General features: G+C 40.7%; 9 protein-coding genes and 1 tRNA gene. 6 read left to right on the forward strand and 4 right to left on the reverse strand.

Annotated features, from left to right (window positions below; all coding sequences use genetic code 11):
• Positions 1-334: 334 nt before the first annotated feature.
• Positions 335-9,718, reverse strand: a complete 9,384-nt coding sequence (locus tag HXT29_RS00235; protein WP_422118362.1) for a Rib/alpha-like domain-containing protein — start codon at positions 9,716-9,718, stop codon at positions 335-337.
• 713 nt (positions 9,719-10,431) lie between these two features.
• Here HXT29_RS00235 and HXT29_RS00240 point away from each other — a divergent pair.
• The 4 genes from HXT29_RS00240 (at position 10,432) to HXT29_RS00255 (ending at position 14,051) form a co-directional block, all read left to right on the forward strand.
• A complete protein-coding gene (locus HXT29_RS00240) occupies positions 10,432-10,986 on the forward strand; it encodes a DUF4190 domain-containing protein (protein ID WP_422118363.1) in 555 nt (184 codons plus the stop codon).
• 219 nt (positions 10,987-11,205) lie between these two features.
• Positions 11,206-11,706, forward strand: coding sequence for a holo-ACP synthase (locus HXT29_RS00245; protein ID WP_422118364.1), 501 nt, complete (start codon positions 11,206-11,208; stop codon positions 11,704-11,706).
• Between the two features lie 120 nt (positions 11,707-11,826).
• A tRNA-Gly gene (locus tag HXT29_RS00250) sits at positions 11,827-11,900 on the forward strand.
• A 138-nt stretch (positions 11,901-12,038) separates the two neighbouring features.
• Positions 12,039-14,051, forward strand: a complete 2,013-nt coding sequence (locus HXT29_RS00255; protein ID WP_422118365.1) for a GH25 family lysozyme — start codon at positions 12,039-12,041, stop codon at positions 14,049-14,051.
• A gap of 321 nt (positions 14,052-14,372) precedes the next feature.
• On the opposite strand, the gene HXT29_RS00260 is transcribed toward HXT29_RS00255, so the two are convergent.
• Positions 14,373-16,574: a hypothetical protein gene (locus HXT29_RS00260; RefSeq protein ID WP_254596759.1), complete on the reverse strand. Its 2,202-nt coding sequence runs from the start codon at positions 16,572-16,574 to the stop codon at positions 14,373-14,375.
• A gap of 259 nt (positions 16,575-16,833) precedes the next feature.
• The gene (locus HXT29_RS00265) at positions 16,834-17,964 is read right to left on the reverse strand and encodes a LicD family protein (protein WP_410295789.1); all 1,131 of its coding nucleotides are present in this window, start codon (positions 17,962-17,964) and stop codon (positions 16,834-16,836) included.
• A gap of 316 nt (positions 17,965-18,280) precedes the next feature.
• On the opposite strand from HXT29_RS00265, the gene HXT29_RS00270 reads away from it, so the two are divergent.
• Both HXT29_RS00270 and HXT29_RS00275 read left to right on the forward strand, forming a co-directional pair.
• Complete coding sequence (locus HXT29_RS00270; RefSeq protein WP_004107503.1) at positions 18,281-20,077, forward strand: phosphotransferase; 1,797 nt, start codon at positions 18,281-18,283, stop codon at positions 20,075-20,077.
• A gap of 100 nt (positions 20,078-20,177) precedes the next feature.
• Positions 20,178-21,143, forward strand: a complete 966-nt coding sequence (locus tag HXT29_RS00275) for a DMT family transporter (protein ID WP_004119679.1) — start codon at positions 20,178-20,180, stop codon at positions 21,141-21,143.
• Here the strand turns inward: HXT29_RS00275 and HXT29_RS00280 are convergent.
• On the reverse strand, positions 21,078-22,502 hold the full coding sequence (locus HXT29_RS00280; protein WP_422118366.1) for a glycosyltransferase family 39 protein: 1,425 nt from the start codon (positions 22,500-22,502) through the stop codon (positions 21,078-21,080). The genes HXT29_RS00275 and HXT29_RS00280 overlap by 66 nt on opposite strands.
• Between the last annotated feature and the right edge of the window lie 118 nt (positions 22,503-22,620).

Below are 22,620 nucleotides of genomic sequence, written 5' to 3' on the forward strand. Positions count from 1 at the left end.
TAAAGAAAAGGTCGGATTTTAGCTTAAATCCGACCTAAATTTTACAGGCGTGTAAAATAAAGGTCGTTTTTTAGGCGAAATCCGGCAGAAACTTTACACCGTTGTGCACTTCGCTCGCTGCGCTTTGAGCACTACAGTATGTCAACGCGAAATAGTGGGCAAAAACCTGTATATTAAAATGCTCTGTGGTTGAGTAGTTATCGCAATTTGCGAATTTTCTCTTCCACAGAGCATTTAGTTATTTAGTTATTTAGTTATTTAGTTATTTAGTTATTTAGTTATTTAGTTTATTTAGTTTTGTGGTTTATGCTGACTATTTCCCAGCATGTACGCCTTACTTGCGCTTCCTTTTGCGAGCAATAACAGCAATCGCTCCACCTATTGCTACTGCAAATGCTGCAACAGCTCCTGCAGCAGCAATAGCGGCTCCAGTGTTACTCAGATTTGAAGTAGTAACCTTACCGGATGAGTGCCGTGCCGGAGCGTTATTTGCTACGTTCTTCGCGTTGCTTGCATTTTGCTTTACAGAGTCTGAATCAGACTTATTCTCATTAGATTCTTGAGTTTTAGCAGTTTGGGTTTGCTGCTTATTGTCCTTAGAATCTTGCTCTTGTTCCTTCTTGTCGCTTTGATTTTGCTCAGTAGGTTCTTCTGGAAGTTGCTCAGGAAGAACGTCAGGAAGCTTATCAGGAAGCGGTGAAGGAGACGGCAAAGGAGACGGCAAAGGAGACGGCAAAGGAGACGGCGTTGGGTTTCCTGTTGGGTTTGCCCCAGCTGTTCCTTTTGCTTCTGGAGAAGTAGACGTACCCTTCGTCGATTTTGCAGTAACTTCAGTATTGTCCTTTATCTTATTTGCTGGAATCGTTACTTTACCACTAGTTGGATCAACGGTTACGCCTTCTGGAGCTTTTCCGTCAAACGTCCACTTGCCGTCCGTTCCTTTCTTCACTCTGATTGTTACGAGTGTAGAAGGAGTGGTATCAGGCGCTGGAGTTGGGGTAGGTGTTGGGGTAGGTGTTGGTGTTGGTGTTGGAACCAACGGGGAACCAGGAATAGAGATTCCAGGTATTTCACCAGCCGCTCCAGTTCCTTCAGGAGTGTATGTAATCTCCATAGAATCAGCGTCAGATGGTGGTGTAACAGTTGCAGAACCCTGCTCTGCACCATCTTGTGGTGTTACCACAAGTGGCCTATCTGTTGGGATAGGTGTTGGAGTTGGTGCCGGCTTCTCCTTTTCGCCAACTTTAGTAGTTACCACTTTTGACTTGCTCTTGCCAGTCTTATCGCTACTGTCTTCTGATTGCGCAGTAATAGTGCTACCGTGCTTAATCTTGTTTGCTGGAATCGTAACAACGCCAGTTTGCGGATCAACAGTCACGCCGTTAGGTGCAGAGCCGTCAATCTTCCACTCATGCTTATCGCCTTCAGCAACAACGGTAATCGTTGCGGTTGTTTCACTGCCTTCTGGCGTGTAGGTAATTACAACCTTGTTGACACGAGTATCCGTGAGATCCGGCGTTACGCTAGCGCCACCATTGGTTGGAGTGTCAATCTTTGGCTTAGTAATATTTCCGCCGATAGTAATATTTACACTATCGCCCGTCTTTGCATCATCACCCTTACCATTGGTTGGCGTGAGGGTGACGATAGCACCAGGCTTTTGCTTCGGGATAGTAATAGTGAAGTTGCCATCTTTATCTGCAACGCCACTTCCTATTTCCTTGCCCTTTTCGTCGGTAACAATTACCTTCGCGCCTGGAAGCGTCTTTCCAGTGATGATTTGTTTAGTAGAATCATATGGATTGTCTTTTAGCGTTTGCTTGGTAATCTGCGGAGTCTTAAAGCCGGTTACAGCAGTAGCAGGATCAGATGGTTTATCCGTCTTGTTCTTAGCTACTGCAGTAATAGTGCTACCGTCTTCCAAGTCTTTTGCTGGAATCGTAACAACGCCAGTTTGCGGATCAACAGTTACACCTTCTGGAGTGTCTCCGTCAATCTTCCACGTGCCGTCATCACCCTTCTTGACAATAATTGTCTGTTCTGGCTTTTCTGGACCGTTAAGCGGATTTGGCTTGTCGTTAATCACAATCTTGACAACGTTTTCATCGCCGTGTGGCGGTGTTACAGTTACGTTTCCGCCGTTCTTGTGATCGTCGGTTGGTACCGTAATCTTTGGCTTTTGTGGCTTAGCAGTAACTTTTACTTCTACTGGAGTGCCTTCGTTATTACCCTTGCTTGGAACAAGCTCGAGTTTTGTACCAGGATCCTTCTTATCGATTTCGATAGTGAAGTTTCCGTCTTTGTTAGCAGTTCCAGTACCAACAGTCTTACCGTCTTTGTCTTTGACAGTTACGGTGTTTCCTGGCTGAGTTTTACCAGTAATAGTGGTCTTATCAGGCTTATCTGGTGTGTTCTCGGCTTTGTCATCGTTGATAAATGGCTTGTCTTTATCCACAACGTTTACTTTTACTGTTACATTCACAGGAGTTGTAATATCCGGAATATTTACAACAACAGTTCCAGTTTGCTCACCAGTACTAGACGTTGATGGCTTACCGTTAGTTGCCCAAGTAAATGTGGTTTTCTCAGGGAAGTCACCATTATTGGCAATCATGTCTTTTGGATCCGGCAAAGCGGAGTCTTTTTGCACGTTTACCGTCTTGCCTTTTGGATTTGGCACAACGAGCACGTTGACTGGAATGTCAACATCTGGCTCGCCATCCACCTTAACAGTCACAATTCCTGGCTGGTTGCCAGTCTTTGACGTATCAGGCTTCTTCTTCCAAGAAATACTAGCATCCTTAGGTAGATTATTAATAACATCCTTTGGCTGAGGAGTGGTATCCTTGCCGTCAGTCTTTTGCAGCACGGTTACGTCTTTTCCTTCAGGAGATGCTGTAACAGTAATTTTTACAGTCACTTCTTGAGGATCTTGCCCTGGAATCTTGACAATCACAGTGCCAGTAGTATTGCCTGGCTTGTCGGTCTTTGGAGCAGCATCTTTCTTCCACTCGAAGGTGGTTCCCTTCGGGAGATCTTTGCTATTATCAATGCTGTTCTTAGGATCTGGATCGCTGTTCTGTGGGACGGTGGTTTCCTTCGCTATAGGCGCAGGATTTACGTTCACAGTAACTGTTACTTCCACTGGATCTTTCACACCTGGGATATGAACGAGCACAGTGCCGGTAGCGGTGCCTGGCTTGTCGGTCTTTGGAGCAGCATCTTTCTTCCACTCGAAGGTGGTTCCCTCAGGGAACTTATCTTTATTAGCGATACCCTTCGATGCGTCTGGAAGGTTGTCGCCAACCTTCACATTAACAACATTCGCTTCTGGAGTTGGTGTAACGTTCACTGTTACAGGCACTTCCACAGGCTTTTGACCTGGAATAGTGACAATAATCTTGCCATTCTTCATGCCAGGATTCTTGGTATCTGGTGTATCTTCCTTACTCCACTCGAACTTAGTGCCTTGTGGGTATTTGTTCTTATCGGTGGAATCATTAATTACATCTTCAGGCTTTGGCAAATCCTTACCTTGCGGCACGTTGATTTGTGGAGCACTTGGGTCAACAACGTTCACTGTTACAGGCACTTCCACAGAATCTTGACCTGGAACTGTTATTACGACCTTGCCTTGCTTGCCTGTTCCTTCCGAAGAAGTATCTGGCTTGCTGTCTTTATTCCACTCGAAGGTGGTTCCATCAGGGAACTTATCCTTATTGGAAATCATGTCTTCTGGCTTAGGTTCCACGCCCTTTGGCACAGTCACAACTTGCGGTTTTGGAGTCGGAGCCTTAATAGTTACAGGTACGTTGATAACAGTTGTTGATCCATCCGGATACGTAACTGTTACAGGCACTTCAAACTTGCCAGCCTTATCTCCAGCAGGAATCTTATCCTTATCGCCATCAGCAATAGAGTAAGTTGGCTTTTGTGTTTCGTTCGTTGGCCAGGTAGGAACGCTTACTTGGCTTGTAATGTCAGTGTCTGTTGGCTTTCCGCTGTCGATATTCTTTTCAAGTGGTTCAGCTTGTGGAGTATGCGTATTCGCATCTGTATCCTTAACAACCACATGAACTTTTACAGTGTCAGTTGTACCATCTGGGTATTTAACAATAACCGGCACATCGCTTTCGCCTGGAGTATTTGTATCTGGAAGCTTTTTTCCAGTTTCCACAGTCTTAGTCAGATGCTTTTTGCTATCACCGCTTGGATAGTTAGGCACACTTACTTGATTAGTAATCTCGTCATTGCTAATCGTTTCGCCGTGCTTCTTCGTAAGAGTTTTAGCGGTTGGTTCGTAAGAGTCGGAATCCTTATTCAAGATTGTAACGTTTACGTCCACATCTTCGCTTGTTTTGTCCGGATAAGTTACTGTTACAGTTACCGTGTAAACTCCAGGATTTGACTTTTCCCCTGGAATCTTCTTAGTATCCTTGACTTTGTAAGAGATTTTAGTTGCATCTCCAACAAAGTGTGGAACTGTCACCTTATCAGTAATATCCTTCTCGCTAATAGTTGAGCCGTAAGGCTTTTCTAGCGTAGAAGACGTTGGTGTGTAAATATCCTTGTCAGTATCCCTAACTACCACTGGAACTTCAAGAACAACTTCTGACCCATCTGGGTATGTGACCTTAACAGGAACATTAGTTGTGCCAGTCTTAGTCATATCAGGCAAGTTGTTTTTGTTTACAAGCTCTACTTTTGTTTTGCTCTTATCCGGGGTCTTGCCATCAACTGTAGAAGTCTTTACAGCATTCTTAATGTCATCAGCGGTGATTTTATCACCACGGTTTTTCTTAACTTCGTTTGCGCTTGGTGCGTAAGTCTTAGTATCAGGATCTCCAGTAGTAACTTTTACAGTAACGCAAGACTTAGAGCCATCAGGATACTCAATATTAACGTTAATATTTACGTCGCCAGGAGTTGTACCATTTGGAATATCGCTAGCGTTTTCAACAGTTACGGAAGTTGGTTTATGTTTATTACCGTCAAAAGTAACGTGATTCTTTACTTCGTTTTCGTTAGTTGTTTTACCATATTCCTTCGTTATATTAGTAACAGTTGGCTTATTTGTTTCGCTTTGTGGCTTGCCAATTGTTACCTTAACAACTGTATGATCTTCTGAACCATCCTTATATGTAATGGTTACAGGAATATCGAAATCGCCAGATTTGGTTCCGTCTGGAATGTTACTTGGGTTGTCAATAGCAATATGAGCACCATCAGGAAGTGCTATATCTTTACCCTGCTTATCTTTACCAAAGCTAATGCCATTACCGTTTCCAACACCAGTAATTTTACCGGATATGTTGTTAGTCTTTGGCTTCGAGTTGTAATCAAACGTAAGGGTATTGCCTTGTGGGTTGTAGCTCTTGCTCTGTGGTTCGCCAATTTTAACTTTTACTGTTGCGTATCCAACAGAGTTATCGCTATACGTTATCTTTACAGGAACTTCGTATGTGCCAGGTTCAGTTCCTCTAGGAATCTTGGTTTTGTCGGAAATCTCAATTGTTGTCTTTCCTGCAGGAGCAGTGTCATTAGGCCAAGATATTCCGCCGCCTTTAGAAGTGCTTGTTATAGATTTCTCTATATCGTCTTTCGTAGAGCCGTAAGACTTTTCTACAGTGTTAGGTGTTGGAATATGTGTTCTACTAAGAGCAGTATCAATAGTGACAGGAACTACAACTTCTGTCGTTGAACCGTCTGGATAAGTAACAATTGCTGTAACCTTAGAGTTTCCAGAAGTTGTGCCATCTGGTAATTTTTCGCCAGTTTTCACAGAAACTACCGGTTTCTTAGTTGGGTCTTTGCTTATATAGTCAGTTGTTATTGCATCTTGAATGTCTTTAACAGTTACTGCTGTATTAAATGGTTTTCGGACTTGCTTTGATGTGGCTTTGTGTTCCTCTGCGCTTGTATATACAGCAATCTGAATAGGGAGTTCAGATCTATTACCAGCTTCGTCTGTTACAGTAACAGTACGACTCCAATATTGGCTTGTTCCTTCGTTGGTTGGTGCTGTGCCAGTTATATGCACAATAGCAGGGTTCTTAACACTGTGGTTGCTTGCATTGTCAATTTTTAGGGCAGTATTAGTAATTCCGCAATCAGGTACATTGTTATCCAAGCTTGCGCCGACTATTTTGCCAGTGTTGTCGTGAACTTTCAGTGTAAGGTCAAACTTCTGTCCGCGATGAACTTTCAGCAAGTAATGGTTTTTGCCTGCATGTGATGCTGTTCCTAGATCAGGCTTTTCAATAACAGGCTTAATAGTATCCGTAACAGTAAGCTTTGGCGAAACGTCTACGTGAGAACCGTCTGGGAACGTTATGCGAATTGTAGCAGTTGTATCTTTGCCAGGCTTATTCCAATCTGGTTCTTTAACCCAAGAATACGTGGTACCTTTTGGCAAATCTTTCTTGCTAGTTTCCGAGATACCATCCTCAGCCTTTGGATGATTGTTACTATTGCCGTCAGCAGGAATGTTATGAGTTATATCCTTTGGAGTAATCTTGCTAAACTTATCTGCTTGAGTGTGCACAACAAAGCGAATTGGAAGATTAGTTTTATTTCCAGAACCATCAACTGCTACAAGAGTCCTAGAGTACGCTCCGGCAGCCATGCCATTCGGCACATTGCCTGCAATCTTTATAGCTCGAGGATCATTTTCGGAACCAGCGCCTTGCTTTGTTGCAAAATCAGATGTAGTCAAGCCTGTTAATAAACTATTAATATTCAAATCTGTAACTTTGCCACTGTTGTCGGTTGCAGTTATTTTCAGTTCGCACTTGTCACCGTGGTACGTGTCAATCTTTGTGTAACTTGTTTTGCCTTCAGTAACCTTTTCGGTTACTTCAGTCCAAGTGTCACCAGGACCTTTCTTGTACACCTTTATTACTGGTTTCACTGTATCTTGAACTGTTACAGCTACAGGAATCTCCTTAGTTTCTCCTCCAGGAATGCTGACTTTTACTTTGCCTGGCTTTTCTTTCCCGGTTGAATTGGTTTCAGGTTTAGTAACCCAAGTGTATGTTGTTCCAGAAGGAACATTCTTGCTGTTTTCAAATATCTTCTTAGCATCATCACTAGTAAGTTCATGTCCTAAGTCAACGGTAATAGGATTTGCTTTCAGTTCGTAAGGCTGCTTAACTATTAGCTTAACTTCCTTCTCAGTTTTGTTTCCAGCAGCATCGGTAACTGAGAACTTAAGCTTGTGTTCGCCAACTTCGTTTGCTTTCATGCCGAGTATAGTAATTTTTACTTTGCGATCTTTTGGATTAGTTTGTGTTCCTTGGTAATCGATCTGCAAACGTGAAAAATCATTATTTACAAGTTGTAATAATGGAGTTGCAATATTGAAGTCGTCAATTTTAATATCATCTTTTGCTTCAAGATTAAAGCTTAAATTTTCTCCAACTTTTGCAGTTGCGTCGTTTGCTGTAAGTGTTGGTTTTTGTTTATCTTCTGTAGCTTGATGGTTTTCACTTTTATCGGAAGATAAATTGAAGGTATTTGTATGTTTATCCTGAGAATTGTTGTATGAACTGCTTGTAACTGCATATACGTTTCCTGCAGGTATGCCATTAGCTACAGTAATAATTGCCTTACCGTCTTTGATTTCGGTAGTAGAGCCAATTGCGTTATTGTTGGCATCGTATAAGGTAACCGTGTTTGTGGCGTCTGGTATAAACCCAGTGCCGACGTTTACTACTACTTTCTGGTTTTTAATTTTTGCGCGACCGTTCAAATCCGTTTCAATAACAGGTGTTTTCGGCTTAACGTTAAATGTTACAGTAGTGTCTTTGCGGCTACCGTCTGTGTAATTTACTCTGACAGTGTTATTAAATTTGCCAATTGTGCTGGAATTAGGCTTTCCGCCGTACCATTCGACTTTTTGCGGCTTAACTTTATTGCCAGAATTATTTTCGAGTGTTATGTAATCGCTTGGTTGTTTAAGTTTATCCCCAACGGTTACAGCGTTCTCGCTGCCTTTTGGTGCGTGCTCAAAAGCGAGTGGCTTTCTAACTGTTACAGGAATGTCTACTGTATGACTAGATCCATCTGCATATGTAATCTTTGCTGTAACTTTTAGTTTATTTTTAGAACGTTTGAAAGTGCTTTCGGATAGATTTGTCTTTGGTAACTTACCAATAAAGGTTACTGTACCATTGCCGTTGTTACCTTTTCCATCATTGCCTTTTATCTGATTTTCCAGTTCTTTTTCAGTCAGCTTATGACCCCAATCAACAGTAAGTGCATCGGCGGTTGGAGCCTTGTACTTCTGGTTCAGGTTCTTAAGATGTACAGTGACTTTCTTTTCTGCTTTGTTGCCGGAAGCGTCGGTTGCAGAAACAGTAATCGTGTAGTCGGAGTTTACTGGCGTATTACCGTTCTTGTTCTCAAACTTAACGTCTTTAATTTCGTGGTTGTAGTGATTCTTTTCAGTCGCGTCAAAACCGTCGTTGCTCTTGTCTGTAAAGTTTGCGTTCTTTATGCTATCTGGGAATCCGCCTACAGAGAAACTAGTTACCTTTTCGCTATTGTCGGAAGTGCCGAAAGAGATCTTTGGCGACTCGCCCTGATACACGGTAATGCTACTGGAATCATCTGTAAGCTCCTTGCCATTAAAATACAGCTTTGGCGGCAAATTATCGCTTTTTGTGCGAGGGAAGCTTTCGTCGTGAGTTCGTCCGGAAATGAAGGTATATGCAGAGTGTGTATTTCTTCCGTAAGAGCTTGTGTTTGCGTAAGTAAAAGCGTTTTGAATGTCGTCTGTTGTTACGCCTTGGCGCAGCTTTACCTTGCAATGCATGCGTACAGCGTAATCAACATTAACAGTTGTTATACCAATGCCGTAGTTGTATCCGCTATAAGGGCTTGGTCCAGGAGCTATAGCTTTTTTAATAGCGTCATCTAAATCTCTTTCGCTAACGTGGAAGTTGTCGGATATATCTCGTCCCCTACTTCCTCCGTTACGAACATTCAATGAATACTTATAAGTAGAGCCATTATGATCACGGTCGTTGTTAAATAAATTCTGATCGAACGATTTGCTTGCATCGTATTCGAACAAGCCAATATCGTGCGAAAGATTTGCATACGTCTGAGATGATTTGCCATTGCGCTTGTAGAAATCAAATCGTAAATCAGTTACGGTATCGCCTTTATAAGCACCATTGTTTAAATCTGCAACAGCATAAGGTACTAGCCACACATATTGCTGTTTTTTAGACGATGTAAGCATGGACTTGCCGTCATTGTTAAAGAACACGTCAAAGACTAAATACTTAGTGCCATTAGTTTCTTCAACATGCGCATACATATCCGTCTTGTTCTTTAAGCTGTGATAATCGCCAAGATTGTCTTTAGTGTCTACGTAACCTGCATCACCATTACTATTTTGATAACGCCAGCGTTGATACTCAAGAATATTCGGCCTATGCAGCCAAGGATTAGGATCATTGCTTGCGCTACTCACTTGAGATGCAAAAGCTGCCGTAGTTGGAGGAAGAAGAATATTAGAGGATGCGAGGATTGGCTGACCGCCTAAGCAAGTGGCGGCAGTAAGAACTGTGGCAAGTGTGCTCAATGACACCTTGCGCATGGTAGCAGACGCGGAAGTTGCGTTCGTTTTTGCTGCGTAATATGCGCATGTGTTTGCAAATGCGCTCGTAGCTTTTTTGCTAGAGAGCTTTTTGCGAGTGTTATTTGCCATAGTATTCCCCTTGTTTTGGTTTTAACTTTTACTTCTATGAGTGCGTTTTATTCTAAACTTATGTCCATTTTTTCTATACTTATTCGTTATTTTTTCATAACGAATACTGACATAAATATTTATGCGCATACACATAATTCATAATATTATACAGTATTTTATTAAAGTTTATATAATTTTTTTATTGTTAGATATATAACAACTTTAAAATTTTCTGCCGGGGGGGGGGTGCTCTATGTATAAAATATTGTCATAACGACGGATTATTTAAAATTATCTAAAATTTTATCGTTTTATAGTAATTTATTCGCATATGAATTAATCGCACTTGTAGCGTTTCTCACGCACATGCTTAAGCAGGTCGTAGCGTGCGTAATTTTCTGGCGTTTGCTGTCGTTTTTGTAGTTTTGGAAAACATTTGCCGGTGATTTTTCGGCGTTTGCTACTGCAGTAAAGAATCACGTAAGTGATTGTTGATTTAAATATATTTTATACAAGATTTTATATAGTATTTTTGCGTAGAGCATAAAAATGTCAAAATATGTTATGTGTTGACGCTTAATTAATTAATTAATGTTGTATGTGTTGCATGGCTTACATATGTTGTATAATCGCATTGTTTGTCTTATCGTTTGACAATCGAAATTATTTGGAAAGCTTTATGAGCTACATGGAATTGTATTACTTGTATTGCTTTTGCAGATGGAGGGAAAATGGACGAAAATAACCAGCAGGTTCCGCAAGCTCAGCCGGTTCCTCAAGCTCAGCCAGTCCAACAGACTTACACTCAGCCAGTCCAACAGCAGTCTTATGCTCAGCAGCCTCAGCAACCGTATGCTCAGCCTGCTCAACAGCAGCCTTACGCTCAGCAGCCTTACGCTCAGCAGCCTTATGCTCAGCAGCCTCAGCAGCCATATGGTCAGCAACCAATGTATATTCAGCAGGCTCCTGTTTCAGGCTTGGCTGTTGCATCATTAGTTCTTGGAATTATTGGTACCATATTTGCTTGGGTACCTGTATTCACTATTATTTGGTGGGTTTTGGGTATTCTGTCTGTTATTTTTGCTGTTCTTGCAATGCGTAACACCAAGGCTGGTGTTCCAGGTGCCAAGCGTGGTCACGGTATGGCTGTTGCAGGATTGGTTCTTGGAATTATAACTATTATTATTGCTGCTTATATTCAAATTACTGTGGTCAGCAAGATTGATGCCTTTGTTAACGGTGTGAATGATTTGCAGAGCAGCTATTCTCGTTCTTATAATTATTAAATTCGCATAAAGTAATTTTGTAATAATAAGTTCTTTAGTAATAATTAAAAATTTACTTGTAAAGGCGGGTGTTGTGCATCCGCCTTTACTTTTTACCTAACGAAATATGCTTATATAGTAATAATAGTATGCAATTTAAAAGTAGGTGCGCATAAAAGTAGGTGCGTGTAAAACATGTGCCATTCTAAAAGTATGTATATGTACTAAAAGTAGGTGTGTATGATTGCAGGAATAGGGCACGACTTGGTAAACGTTGCGCAGTTTGCTCAGCAGATGCAGGATGGCAATGGTTGGCGTGCGCTGTTTTCTGTGCGAGAGCTTCGACAATGTGATCTTCGTGCGCAAGTGAAGAATGATGAGAAAGCTTTACATATTGCAGCACGTTGGGCTGGCAAAGAAGCTGTGATTAAAGCGTGGTCCGAGGCGTTATGCACAATAAATAACCCTTATCCATATACTCTGGATAACATGCCGTGGGCGAGTATTGAGATTCTTAACGATTCACATGGTTGCCCGCGCGTTATTCTCAGAGCAGATGTGCATTCGCAACTTGTAAAATCGCTTTTCAGTGCGTCCAGCGAGTGTGTAGATAGTAGTGAGTGCGTAGATAGTAGCGAGCATATAGATAATATTCGTTGGCATATTTCGCTCAGCCATGACGGATTATTAGACGATAATTCAGCTTTCGCATCAGCTGTTGTAATGCTTGAAGTCTTATAAGAAAAGATACAATATAAGAAAAATATGTTTTGTGCACTTGTGTCGATGTCACAAGCATCTGTATACTTGAACGAGTCGATATTTGTGCGTGAATATTTCGTGCAAGTATGGTGCGTAATTGCGGACGTAGCTCAATGGTAGAGTCTCAGTCTTCCAAACTGATTACGCGGGTCCGATTCCCGTCGTCCGCTCCATTTTTTATTTTTACTTTACGTTTTGCAATTTTCTTTTTAATGGTTTATTTATTTCAGTTTTTTGTAAAAATCACATATTTTTGCATATTATTTTCACATTTCTATTGAATTTATGCTTGTTATTAGGGTGCTATTGCTATGGTAGTAGCGGAGAAACACGTAAAAAACATGTCTGGAGGACTCGTGGGACAGATTATCGTACGTGTATTAGCTGGATTAGTATCGGCTGCTACTGCTTTCACTATGAATGTCGTTGCGCCGCAAAAATCTTCATCGATTGAACATGTGAATACTAATGTGCATGCAAATGTGCGTGCTAATGTGCATACCAAAAGTGTTGTTAAGCCTATTATTCAATCACATTCTGGCACTGTGTATCAAAGCTCGTTTATTGATAATGAGTATGGTGCGCATTGGAGCGATGCTGATGGTACTACGGCTTTTATCGATGGAAATGATGATGTGTTCGTTAATAACGCTAAGGCGGTTATTGACGTTTCTGAGCATCAAAAAGAAATTGATTGGGATGCTGTAAAAGCTTCTGGAGTAGATGGTGCGATTATTCGTATTAGCTATGGCTGGGATAATGGATATGACAAGCAAGCTTTGCGCAATATTAGCGAATGCAAGCGTCTTGGTATTCCATTCGGCATTTACATGTATTCCTATGCTGAAAAAGCTGAAGATGGTGCTGCTGAAGGCGCCGACATTGTAAATCTTTTACAGGGTGCTGGAGTAAGTCCTCAAGATTTAACGTATCCTGTTTATTACGATTTGGAAAAGTGGAGCTGGAGTGGTCATAAACCACCAACATCCCCATATGTTTACCAGGATATTGTTGCTTCCTGGTGGAATCAGTTAGTTTCTGCAGGTTACCATAAGCTCGGCGTTTACTCTTATACAAATTATTTGAGAGGACCATTAAATTCTCAGTATATTCACGAGCGTACAAGCTGGGTTGCTAGCTACGGTTCTCGTGTAGGCTTCCCTATTTCTACAGCATTGCGCGGATGGCAGTACACTTCCGACGGCAGCGTTGACGGAATTGATGGTCGCGTTGATTTGAACGCATTTGGCATGGCTGATGGCAGCGAAATCAATGGTGTTTCTGAGTTTGGTAACACGATTACTAACACCAGCACGAATTCTTCGCAAGAAGTTGGAGACGGCTGGAAAGTAAGTAAGAAAGCAAATCGCCGCGATCTTTGGACCAACGGAGATAAAAGCTTTATTCTTCAGTACGAATTGCGCGACTCCTACTATGGTCACGGCGGTTACGCTCGTCTTGGTGCTCCTGTTGCAGACGAAGAAAACTTGGGAGGCGGCTGGTGGCGTCAGCGTTGCCAGCATGGCGACGTGTTTACCCAGGGTCGAGATAAGAAGTACGTGATTCAGTACGAATTGCGCGACTCTTACTACAAGCACGGCGGTTACGCTCGTCTTGGTGCTCCTGTTGCAGACGAAGAAAACTTGGGAGGCGGCTGGTGGCGTCAGCGTTGCCAGCATGGCGACGTGTTTACGCAGGGTCGAGATAAGAAGTATGTAATTCAGTATGAATTGCGTGACTCTTACTACAAGCATGGTGGCTATGGTCGTCTTGGTGCTCCTGTTGCAGACGAAGAAAACTTGGGAGGCGGCTGGTGGCGTCAGCGTTGCCAGCATGGCGACGTGTTTACGCAGGGTCGAGATAAGAAGTACGTGATTCAGTATGAATTGCGTGACTCTTACTACAAGCATGGTGGCTATGGTCGTCTTGGCGCTCCTGTTGCCGATGAGGAGAATATGGGTGCTGGCTGGTGGCGTCAGCAATGCAAGAACGGTGACGTTTGGACGCACGGCAAAGACATTAAGTACGTGATTCAGTTCGAGTTACGCGACTCTTACCAAGGGCATCGTGGTGCTGCTTGGCTTGGCGCTCCTGTTGCCGAAGAGGAAAACATGGGTGCTGGCTGGTGGCGTCAGCGTTGCCAAAATGGTGACGTTTGGACGCATGGTAAGGATAAGAAGTTTGTTCTTATGTTCAATCTTCGTAAAGATTACTACGCTCGCGGCGGCTTCGAAAAGCTCGGTGCTCCTGTTGAAGATGAGCATCATGACGGTAATGGTATTTGGCGTCAGGATTGCCAGAAGGCTACATTGCAAGCTAAGTAATTAAGTCTACTAGCTAAAGTGGCCGGTGTGCTCAACAGCATGCTGGCCATTTTTTATATAGTTTATTTTACATTTTGTTTCATGTTGCGCGAGTTTTATTTTCGATATTCTTTAGTATCGTCTATGAGTTTTGTAACTGATTTAATTTTTCGGTTTTGACGAGGCTGGAAAATTTGTGTTTGCTCTTATAGCGCTCGTACACTTTGCGTGTACTCGCTGCTGAGCTTGCGTTGAAAGCACACCGTGCTTTCAACGCAAGCTCACGCTCCGAGTTGCCTTCGCGCGCTACGCTTTAAGCGCTACGGCAGGTCGTCGCGCAAATCAGCGACCAATCGTAAATAAATCACTCCACTTAAGGAATAAATCAGGGTTTACGTTTTGTATATCTGCAGACGGCTCAGTATGATTACTGAATACTAATAAACCAACTATTACAATAGTTACCGCTGCACAAAGCACAGCTGGAATATACAAACGCAAAGACGATTGCTCAGCAATTGCACAATCTTTTTCACAAGTAATATCAATATCTTTGCTATAAGGCTTAACTCTGTGAAGCATACTCATTATTGCAATCAAAATGAATATAATAATCGAATCGCAATAGTAGCGGTACAAATTGCCGCCTAAACAGTAGTTAAGATACAGCAGCAAGAAGGATGCTACTAATCCAACAACTGTCATAATATACTCAATTTTTTGCATAAACTTACGTCTTAATGTAAACATCCACCAGAAGAGTGGAATCATCATAAGACCGAAAATCATATGCGTGTAGAAAGAATTTCCATAACCTTGATTATTTGCCCAAGGTATAGAGATATATGGGAAATTTTCCGAAATATTAAAAGGTTTTAAGAAATAATTAAGGAAAATATCGCGAATCTTAGTAGGGTCAAAAGATTTACTATTAAATCGCAAATCGAAATTAGTAAGTTGCTCTTCATTGCCAAAATTAAAGAAAGACTTAAAACGCAAGTAGTTATAAGCTAATATTCCAGCTACACCTACGATTGCAGGAACAAGGAAGCTTGAAGCCGCAGCAACGCGATTTGCAATACTTCGTTTCGCGTCAAATAATAGCGCAATAAACAGCGGTGCTATAAAAGCAACAACTGGAATGCACGCGTTTGGCCTTGATCCACACTGTAAAGCAAGACTTATGCCAGCGAGCGCAAAAAGCGTGTATCCAGCGCGCGGATGAGTTGCGTGAAGTCGCACAGCTTTAAGAGAAGCGTATACGAATAAGATCCCGAACAGTATTGCGCTAAGCAGAGGCATATAGTAAAGGGATGCTGAAGATTGCAAGTAGAAGATTAAGCATCCAAATGGGAAGGCTGCTGCAGAAAGCAAAAACAGGCAGTAATTGGCACGTATTGCAAAGAATTCAACAACTTCTCTAAGAAGCGCGAACATAGACGGAATAATCGCAACCGCAAATATTGTAACAACTAATATTGCGGAAGGAACTGCATGTGGGAAGAGCAGATTAAAAGGCAAGTAAGTGAGCAGGAATGGTACTATGCCAAAGTAGCAGTAGTAATGATTGTTGTGGAATACCACATCCCAAGGTATGGATACTCCTTTAGAACCCAAGTCCATGCGTTGGCCCCAACTAAACGGGTTTGCGGATTCTACTAATTCTTTAGGTGGCTGCTGCAGCAGAGCCAAAGAGTTTGATTTCCAAGCTTTAAGCTGCTCAGTGTACGGATTTCCGTTGACGCGATCGTATAGGTCAGACGGGAATGGCACTCGTATGCCGTGGCCGTGATATACAACAAAGCACAGGTAGAGCGAGAATCCCATAAGCATTGCGCATACTGCCCAAAAAACTATATTTTGTGCAAGATTGTGGCGGTCGTAGTTAAGCAAATACCACTTTTTCTTGTATACCAAGAATATAAGTGAGCTTGCAACGAAAAGTATTGCCCACATTCCAAAGTTTATGTGCAGCGCAAAAGGCGGATTTACTGTTACAGCTTTGAGTGTAAAAGGAGCTCCTGTTTGGTTGAAGTGTAAGCGAATTTTATAAGCGTCTCCGTGGCTTTCAAATCGAAGTGTTCTAGTGTTGTGTTTTCCTGTAGACATTTGGAAAGAGTCTGCTAGAGTGTACGCGTTTGGAGCTATGCCGAAGTCTTCGATCTCAACAGTTCCTGTAACTAGTGTTACTGGTTTTGTTTGCTCTAACTCAATTTTTATAGCTTTAGTAGCGGAGTTGATGTCGCTTAATATTACATCTGATCCAGAAGTTGGAATATTTATTGTATTTCCAACTATATGAGCTTGATCTTTAGTTTCTTTTTTGCCTGTTTGCGCATTATAGCTGCTGGAGTCTGGTATTGATGCGTTAACTAGAGCAAGTTGTTTTTCTGCATAATTTTTAGAACTATAGGAAAGATATAGATTACTGAAGAAGAAAATAGTAACAAGTCCAGTAATTACAAATATTGTTATAAAGGGTAATATTTTGCGCAATAATGCGTGGGTTTTTAAAAAGTTTTGCATATTTTGTATAGATGTCATTATTTTTAGTAGAAAACTCTGCATTATGCGCGTACTTTTTTCGTTTGTGCTGTTTTCATGCATTTCGCTTTTTGTCGCTATTGCTGCCACTATTTACCCCACATTATTGTGCGTATCGGTTCTCAAATCTGTTACTTTTAAAGCAAGTATATTGCAAACGCATGGCAAGTAGCGCGAATACTTACCGCTTTATGTATTTTACGATCAATGACAATGAATGTAATGTATATACTTATTAAATTTCAGAGCTTAAGCATGATCAGTGCATATAAGGGTTAGTTTCAATATCTTGCTCAATTGCTTCAATAGTATGTTTGTTATTAAGCAACTCACGGCTTACATGCTGCAAGTGCGAAACCATATCTGAAGGAAGCTGATAAATATTCCCATAATAATTGAAGAGAATTTTTTCTGCTTTATTAGGTACTAAAATTGCGAATTTTTCAAATTCTTCTTGCCTAAGTGGGAACATATCCTCATATTGCGATGTGTATATTAATTCAGAATCGACGTTATCAAGCCCGTAAATAATATTGCACTCGTTGCTAGTAACGTCATCTGCAATAATATTTTCACTTTTTGCAATATTTTGATATTTGGTGAAAGTATTTTCTATTTCGCCACTAAACTCTTCGCCATCTTCCAAGTATCCGTTTGCGTGCCATTTATTATAAAAAGGTTTAGATTTCAAATCTTTTTTTAATTCTTCACGAATTTCAATAAACCTTTTCTTAGTATGCTCATCGTATTTAGGCATGTAATCGTAGAAGAAAATATCAATGAAGCTGGGGTCTTCAGAATTTTTGTATCGCAATCTAAGCTGCCTGCAGAAAACGTAAGGGTCAAATATAAGCACTGCGCGATAGCGTTTAGACAACTTTTCATCTTTTTTAAGCAATTCAAGAAGCCTATCTACATCGCTTCGCATCATTCCTAAATCTGTATCGTCATCCCAAGGAATAAATCCGCGATGGCGAATAGTGCCAAGCAAAGTACCAAAATCAGCCCAATATTGCAAATTATATTCTTTAGCAAACGTTGCAAATTCATTTAAAAGCGAAGCGCAACCGCGTTGAATAAGTCGCACTGAACCAGTTGCCTGAGGAAGACTATAGTAAAAACGCTTGCGAGCATCAAAATCGCTTTCGTTGTCATTGCGATAGTTTGCCCAAGCTAAGAGAGAAGCGTGCTCTCGATTCGTAAGTATGTCAACGTGCATATTGCGTTGGTTTTCAAGAATGCGTGGCAATTGCTCGTCTAACACGCATTGCATGCGATCTATGCTGTTCTGTAAATCGCTAACTTGCGCTCTAAGATCTTTTATTGAACGTTTTGATGAAGGACAATGCTCAATAAATTTGCGCATTAGCTTACGAAATACAGACGCCATACTTACACCTTCTGTTGCTTTCTCTCACTTTTACTAGCAAAAGTCATATGGTTACTCATTATATACGTTTTGTTGCTTGCAAGCGACCTATTCTTTACGCGTCTGTAAAGTTTTGGTCGGATTTTCGCTAAAAAGCGACATAAACTTTACATGCTTGCGCAGTTTCGGTCGGATTTTGGTTGTAAAACGGCTTTTTCTTTACATGCTTGTGCAGTTTTGGTCGCTTTAACTGTGCGTTGTTCAAAATAAAAATTTAATAGCTATTTTTGAACGCTTGTTGTATAATGAACAAAATACCAACACAAGCGAGGCTCGCATGGCTATCAATCACAACGAATTTAAGCTTCTTACAACGCTATTAAATAACAAAAACAGAAGTGCGCAATTAAGCCAGCGAGACATAGCCTCGCAATCAGGAATTTCACTCGGAACTGTTAATTCAGCAATAAAAAGCGCAGAAAATAAAAATCTTATTGAAACAACAAATGAATTGCGCATCACTGAAGAAGGCATGAAATCTCTTGAACCATATAAAGTACGCAACGCTATTATTATGGCAGCAGGCTTTTCTTCAAGATTTTCTCCTATTTCATACGAGATACCTAAAGGACTAATCAAAGTTCGAGGAGAGGTTCTTATTGAACGCCAAATCAAGCAACTTAACGAAGCTGGGATTAACGATATAACAATTGTTGTTGGCTACAAGCAAGAGCAATTTTTCTACTTAGAAGACGCTTTTAACGTAAAAATCGTGCCCAATAGCGAGTACAGCACGCGCAATAACAACAGTTCAATTATGGCAGTAGCAAACCAGTTATCGAACACTTATATTTGCTCATCCGACAATTATTTCGACGAAAATCCATTTGAAAAATACGTTTGGAAAGCTTATTATTCCGCGCAATTCCAGCAAGGATACACTAAAGAATGGTGCATGACTTGCGGAGCGCATGATCGCATTACAAAAGTCACGATTGGCGGAAGTAACGCTTGGTACATGATTGGTCACGTATATTTTGACGAAGCATTTTCTAAACGATTTATGCAAATTCTTCGTGAAGAATACGATTTGCCACAAACTGCAGGAAAACTTTGGGAAGATATTTTTATTGAACACATTGACGAACTCGACATGCAAATACGCAAGTACGATACGCCAATTATTCACGAATTTGATTCTATTGATGAGCTACGCGAATTTGATCCACTTTTCCTAGAAAATATTGATAGCGCAATTTTTGACCATATCACTCAAACACTTAACTGCAAAAAATCCGATATTCATAACGTTTATCCGCTTAAAAAAGGTCTTACTAATTTATCTTGCCATTTTTCGGTTGACAATAGCGAATACGTTTATAGGCATCCTGGCATTGGAACAGACGTGCTTATTAACAGACAAGCTGAAGCTGAAGCTTTGCAATTGGCTCAAAAACTTGGTTTAGATGGCACTTTTATTACAGCAGACGCTAAAGAAGGTTGGAAGATTTCACGATTTTTGCCAGATTGCCATATTGCAAATATGCACGATCCTAACCAATTACAGGAAAGCTTGAAATTAGTTCGTTCTTTGCATGAAAGTAACGAAAGCGTGCATCGCAACTTTGATTTTTACGCAGAATCTCAGCGCTATATGAAAGAACTTAATGATAGAAATGTAGAAATACCGCCAAAAATCATCGACCTAAGTGTTTTAGCTGACGAGCTTCATAACTTTGTAATTACTCAAGACGGCTCGCATACTTGCCTTTGCCATAATGACATACTAGGCGCAAATATTCTAATAGATCAAAACAATCGCTATCATCTTATCGATTGGGAATATGCTGGAATGTCTGATTACGCTCAAGATTTTGGTACTTTATGTGTTTCAGACGAATTCAATAACACCGAAATAAGCGAAGCAATGCCTATTTATTTAGCGCATACTCCATCTACGCAAGAAAAGCGTCATTTATTGGCTTATATAGGATTTGCAGGATGGTGCTGGCATTTGTGGTCACTTGTTAAACAAGCAGAAGGCGAAAATATAGGAACTTGCATGTACACGTATTACAGCTATGCGAAACGATATATTAACGAAGCTTTAAAAGCTTATGAAAATAATAAATAAATCGACAAACTAATAACAAGCAAGTGAAAGCTAAATAAGCAGCATATAAACAAGCAGAAACAAATCACAAACATCTTCTAACAAGCAAGTGGTATTTATTATGAAGTATTCGTTTCTAAGTGGACTTTTATGGGGAGTAGATACAGCTCTTCTAGCTCTTTTAACCGTATCATTCGTATTTACAAATAACACGTCATACGAAAACAACACTGCTCTAGTAATCTTCACAGGAATTATTGGCGCATTACTTCACGATATTGTATGCGCAATACTCATATGGACTTATATAAGTGTTAGAAAAAAGTGGAATAAAACTTTTGAAATACTAAAAAAGCCAAAAATTCTCACGCCTATTATCATCGGATCCTTACTTGGCGGGCCTATTGGCATGAGCGGATATGTTTTAGCAGCAAGCAATATAGGAGCTGGGTATGCTGCAGCGATTTCCGCACTATATCCTGCTTTTGGAGCAGTTCTTTCCGCAATCGTGCTAAAAGAACGTTTAAGTGTAAAAAAATACGCAGCTTTTACTTTAGCTCTTATAGCAGTAGGAGTACTTGGATATTATTCATGCTCTGATGCGCAAAATACATTAAGTTCTGCAAACATTACAAACACACTATTAGGGTTAGCTGGAGCATTTTTAAGCGTAATTGGTTGGGGTAGTGAAGCTGTAGTATGCGCTTGGGCCGCTAGAAAGCAAAGCGTAGACGACGAAATAATCTTACACATTCGAGAAACAGTATCTGCTATTTCTTACACGATAATCGCGTTAATGCTATGCTTCACAGCCAATATTTCAGCGAGTAGCATATTTGCGTCCTCTAAGCTTTTAGGAACTATACCAATGCTAATTGCAATAGGCTTACTTGGAACAGGGTCATATTTAAGCTATTATCGCGGAATTGCACAAGTAGGAGCCTCTCGCGCAATGGCAGCAAACGTCACATACGCTGCATGGGGAATGATTGCATCTTCCATAATTTACCAAACAATGCCATCAATTATTGCTTGGGTTTGCTGCATTACTATTATTTGCAGCACGATTTTCGTAGCGCGAAAGTAGCATATCGAAACCTCGCGCGGCAAACGGAATCATAAGCAAGTATGCTGGCAAAATATATTGCGACTGTGCTTCCCAAACAAGATACAAAACAGCCATTCCTAAGACAATAACAAGCGGAGTAAAATATTCGCAAGAAATTGACTTTTTCTTTCGTAGAGCTACGCATAAGAATAGTGCGGTAAAAGCAACAAGCATAAATTGAAGAGCGTCTAAGAAAGTAAATGTAATAATATTAAGCTTTCCAGAATAAAGCGATCTCAAAACAGGATTCATTTTGCGATCAAGCAAAACTGGTCTATTTGGACCATTCCACTTCCAACTACTTGCAAGTAAAGATTCGTAAGTAGGTTCAAGCCATTCTCCAGCAAATTTTTTAGTGACAAAACTAAAGGCATCACCCGGATTATTTGCGAAATGCCTAAGATTATTGCGCAATAATTCCGTAGATTCTTTCTTAATATCATCTTTGTTATACGTTTTAACGTCAAAGCTCGTAGGATACCCGTTATACCATCCAGGATTATTTGGACCTATTTTGCGAGAGGGATCTGTTGCCATTGCAAGCCAAACAGTAGAAGGCAAACCATCTTTTGCATTATGTCCGAAAGAATTAGCTGAACTTGCCACAGCAACATTACTTAAAGCAAAGAACACAATGGCAAGCAATACGCAAATAGCGTGTTCCCACTTTTTAGAGCGCAAAGCCGACACAATCCACACGACAATCATGCCAATTAAGCAATAAGCCATAGTTGACTTAAGCAATATAGCAAAGAACATGCAAATCAACGACTGAACCGCATTAAGCCAACTTCCACTTTTAATATTTTTAGCATGAAAAATGAGCGCGCCAAAAACAAACGGTAAGCAAACAGTATTGCCATACGCAAAAGTCGCGTAAAAAATCATAGGCAAAAAAGCTGCATACAAAAGCAAAGAAAGAATAGTTACATTCTTATTACGGAACAACAAATTTACGTAGTATGCAATAAGAATTCCAGTAATAGCAGCGCATAACACGTTCAATACTTCAAAAGCAAGGTACGCGTTAGAGCCAAAGACGATTACCAAAAATCGCATAAGAGAAAGAAGAGGGAATTGGAATGGGAATCTAGTGAAGTAACCGCCCGGGCAAATAATCCACGATAATTCTGACGTATCAGTAGCACAATTTATAGGTTTTCGATTAGGATCCGCATAATATTGCGCCGCGCTAAACATATAAGCAGGATCCCATTCAGGCCAAGCACGAGTAACTTTTATCCACAAAAATCCCAATACAAGTACATAAGCAAAAACTGCTGCAGCAAAATATCGAATACGGATTTTATCAAAAATATGCCGTTTCTTTAAAAACACGAAAACAAAGAATAATAAAGCACTTAAAATGAGTACAAATGGCGACTGAAACCATAAAAACTCAAGTCTGTATTCTCCGGGGAAAAGATGAGCAGAAAGGATTAAACTCAGTAATGCT

The organism is Gardnerella sp. DNF00550, from assembly GCF_049262685.1.
Lineage (GTDB): Bacteria > Actinomycetota > Actinomycetes > Actinomycetales > Bifidobacteriaceae > Bifidobacterium > Bifidobacterium leopoldii.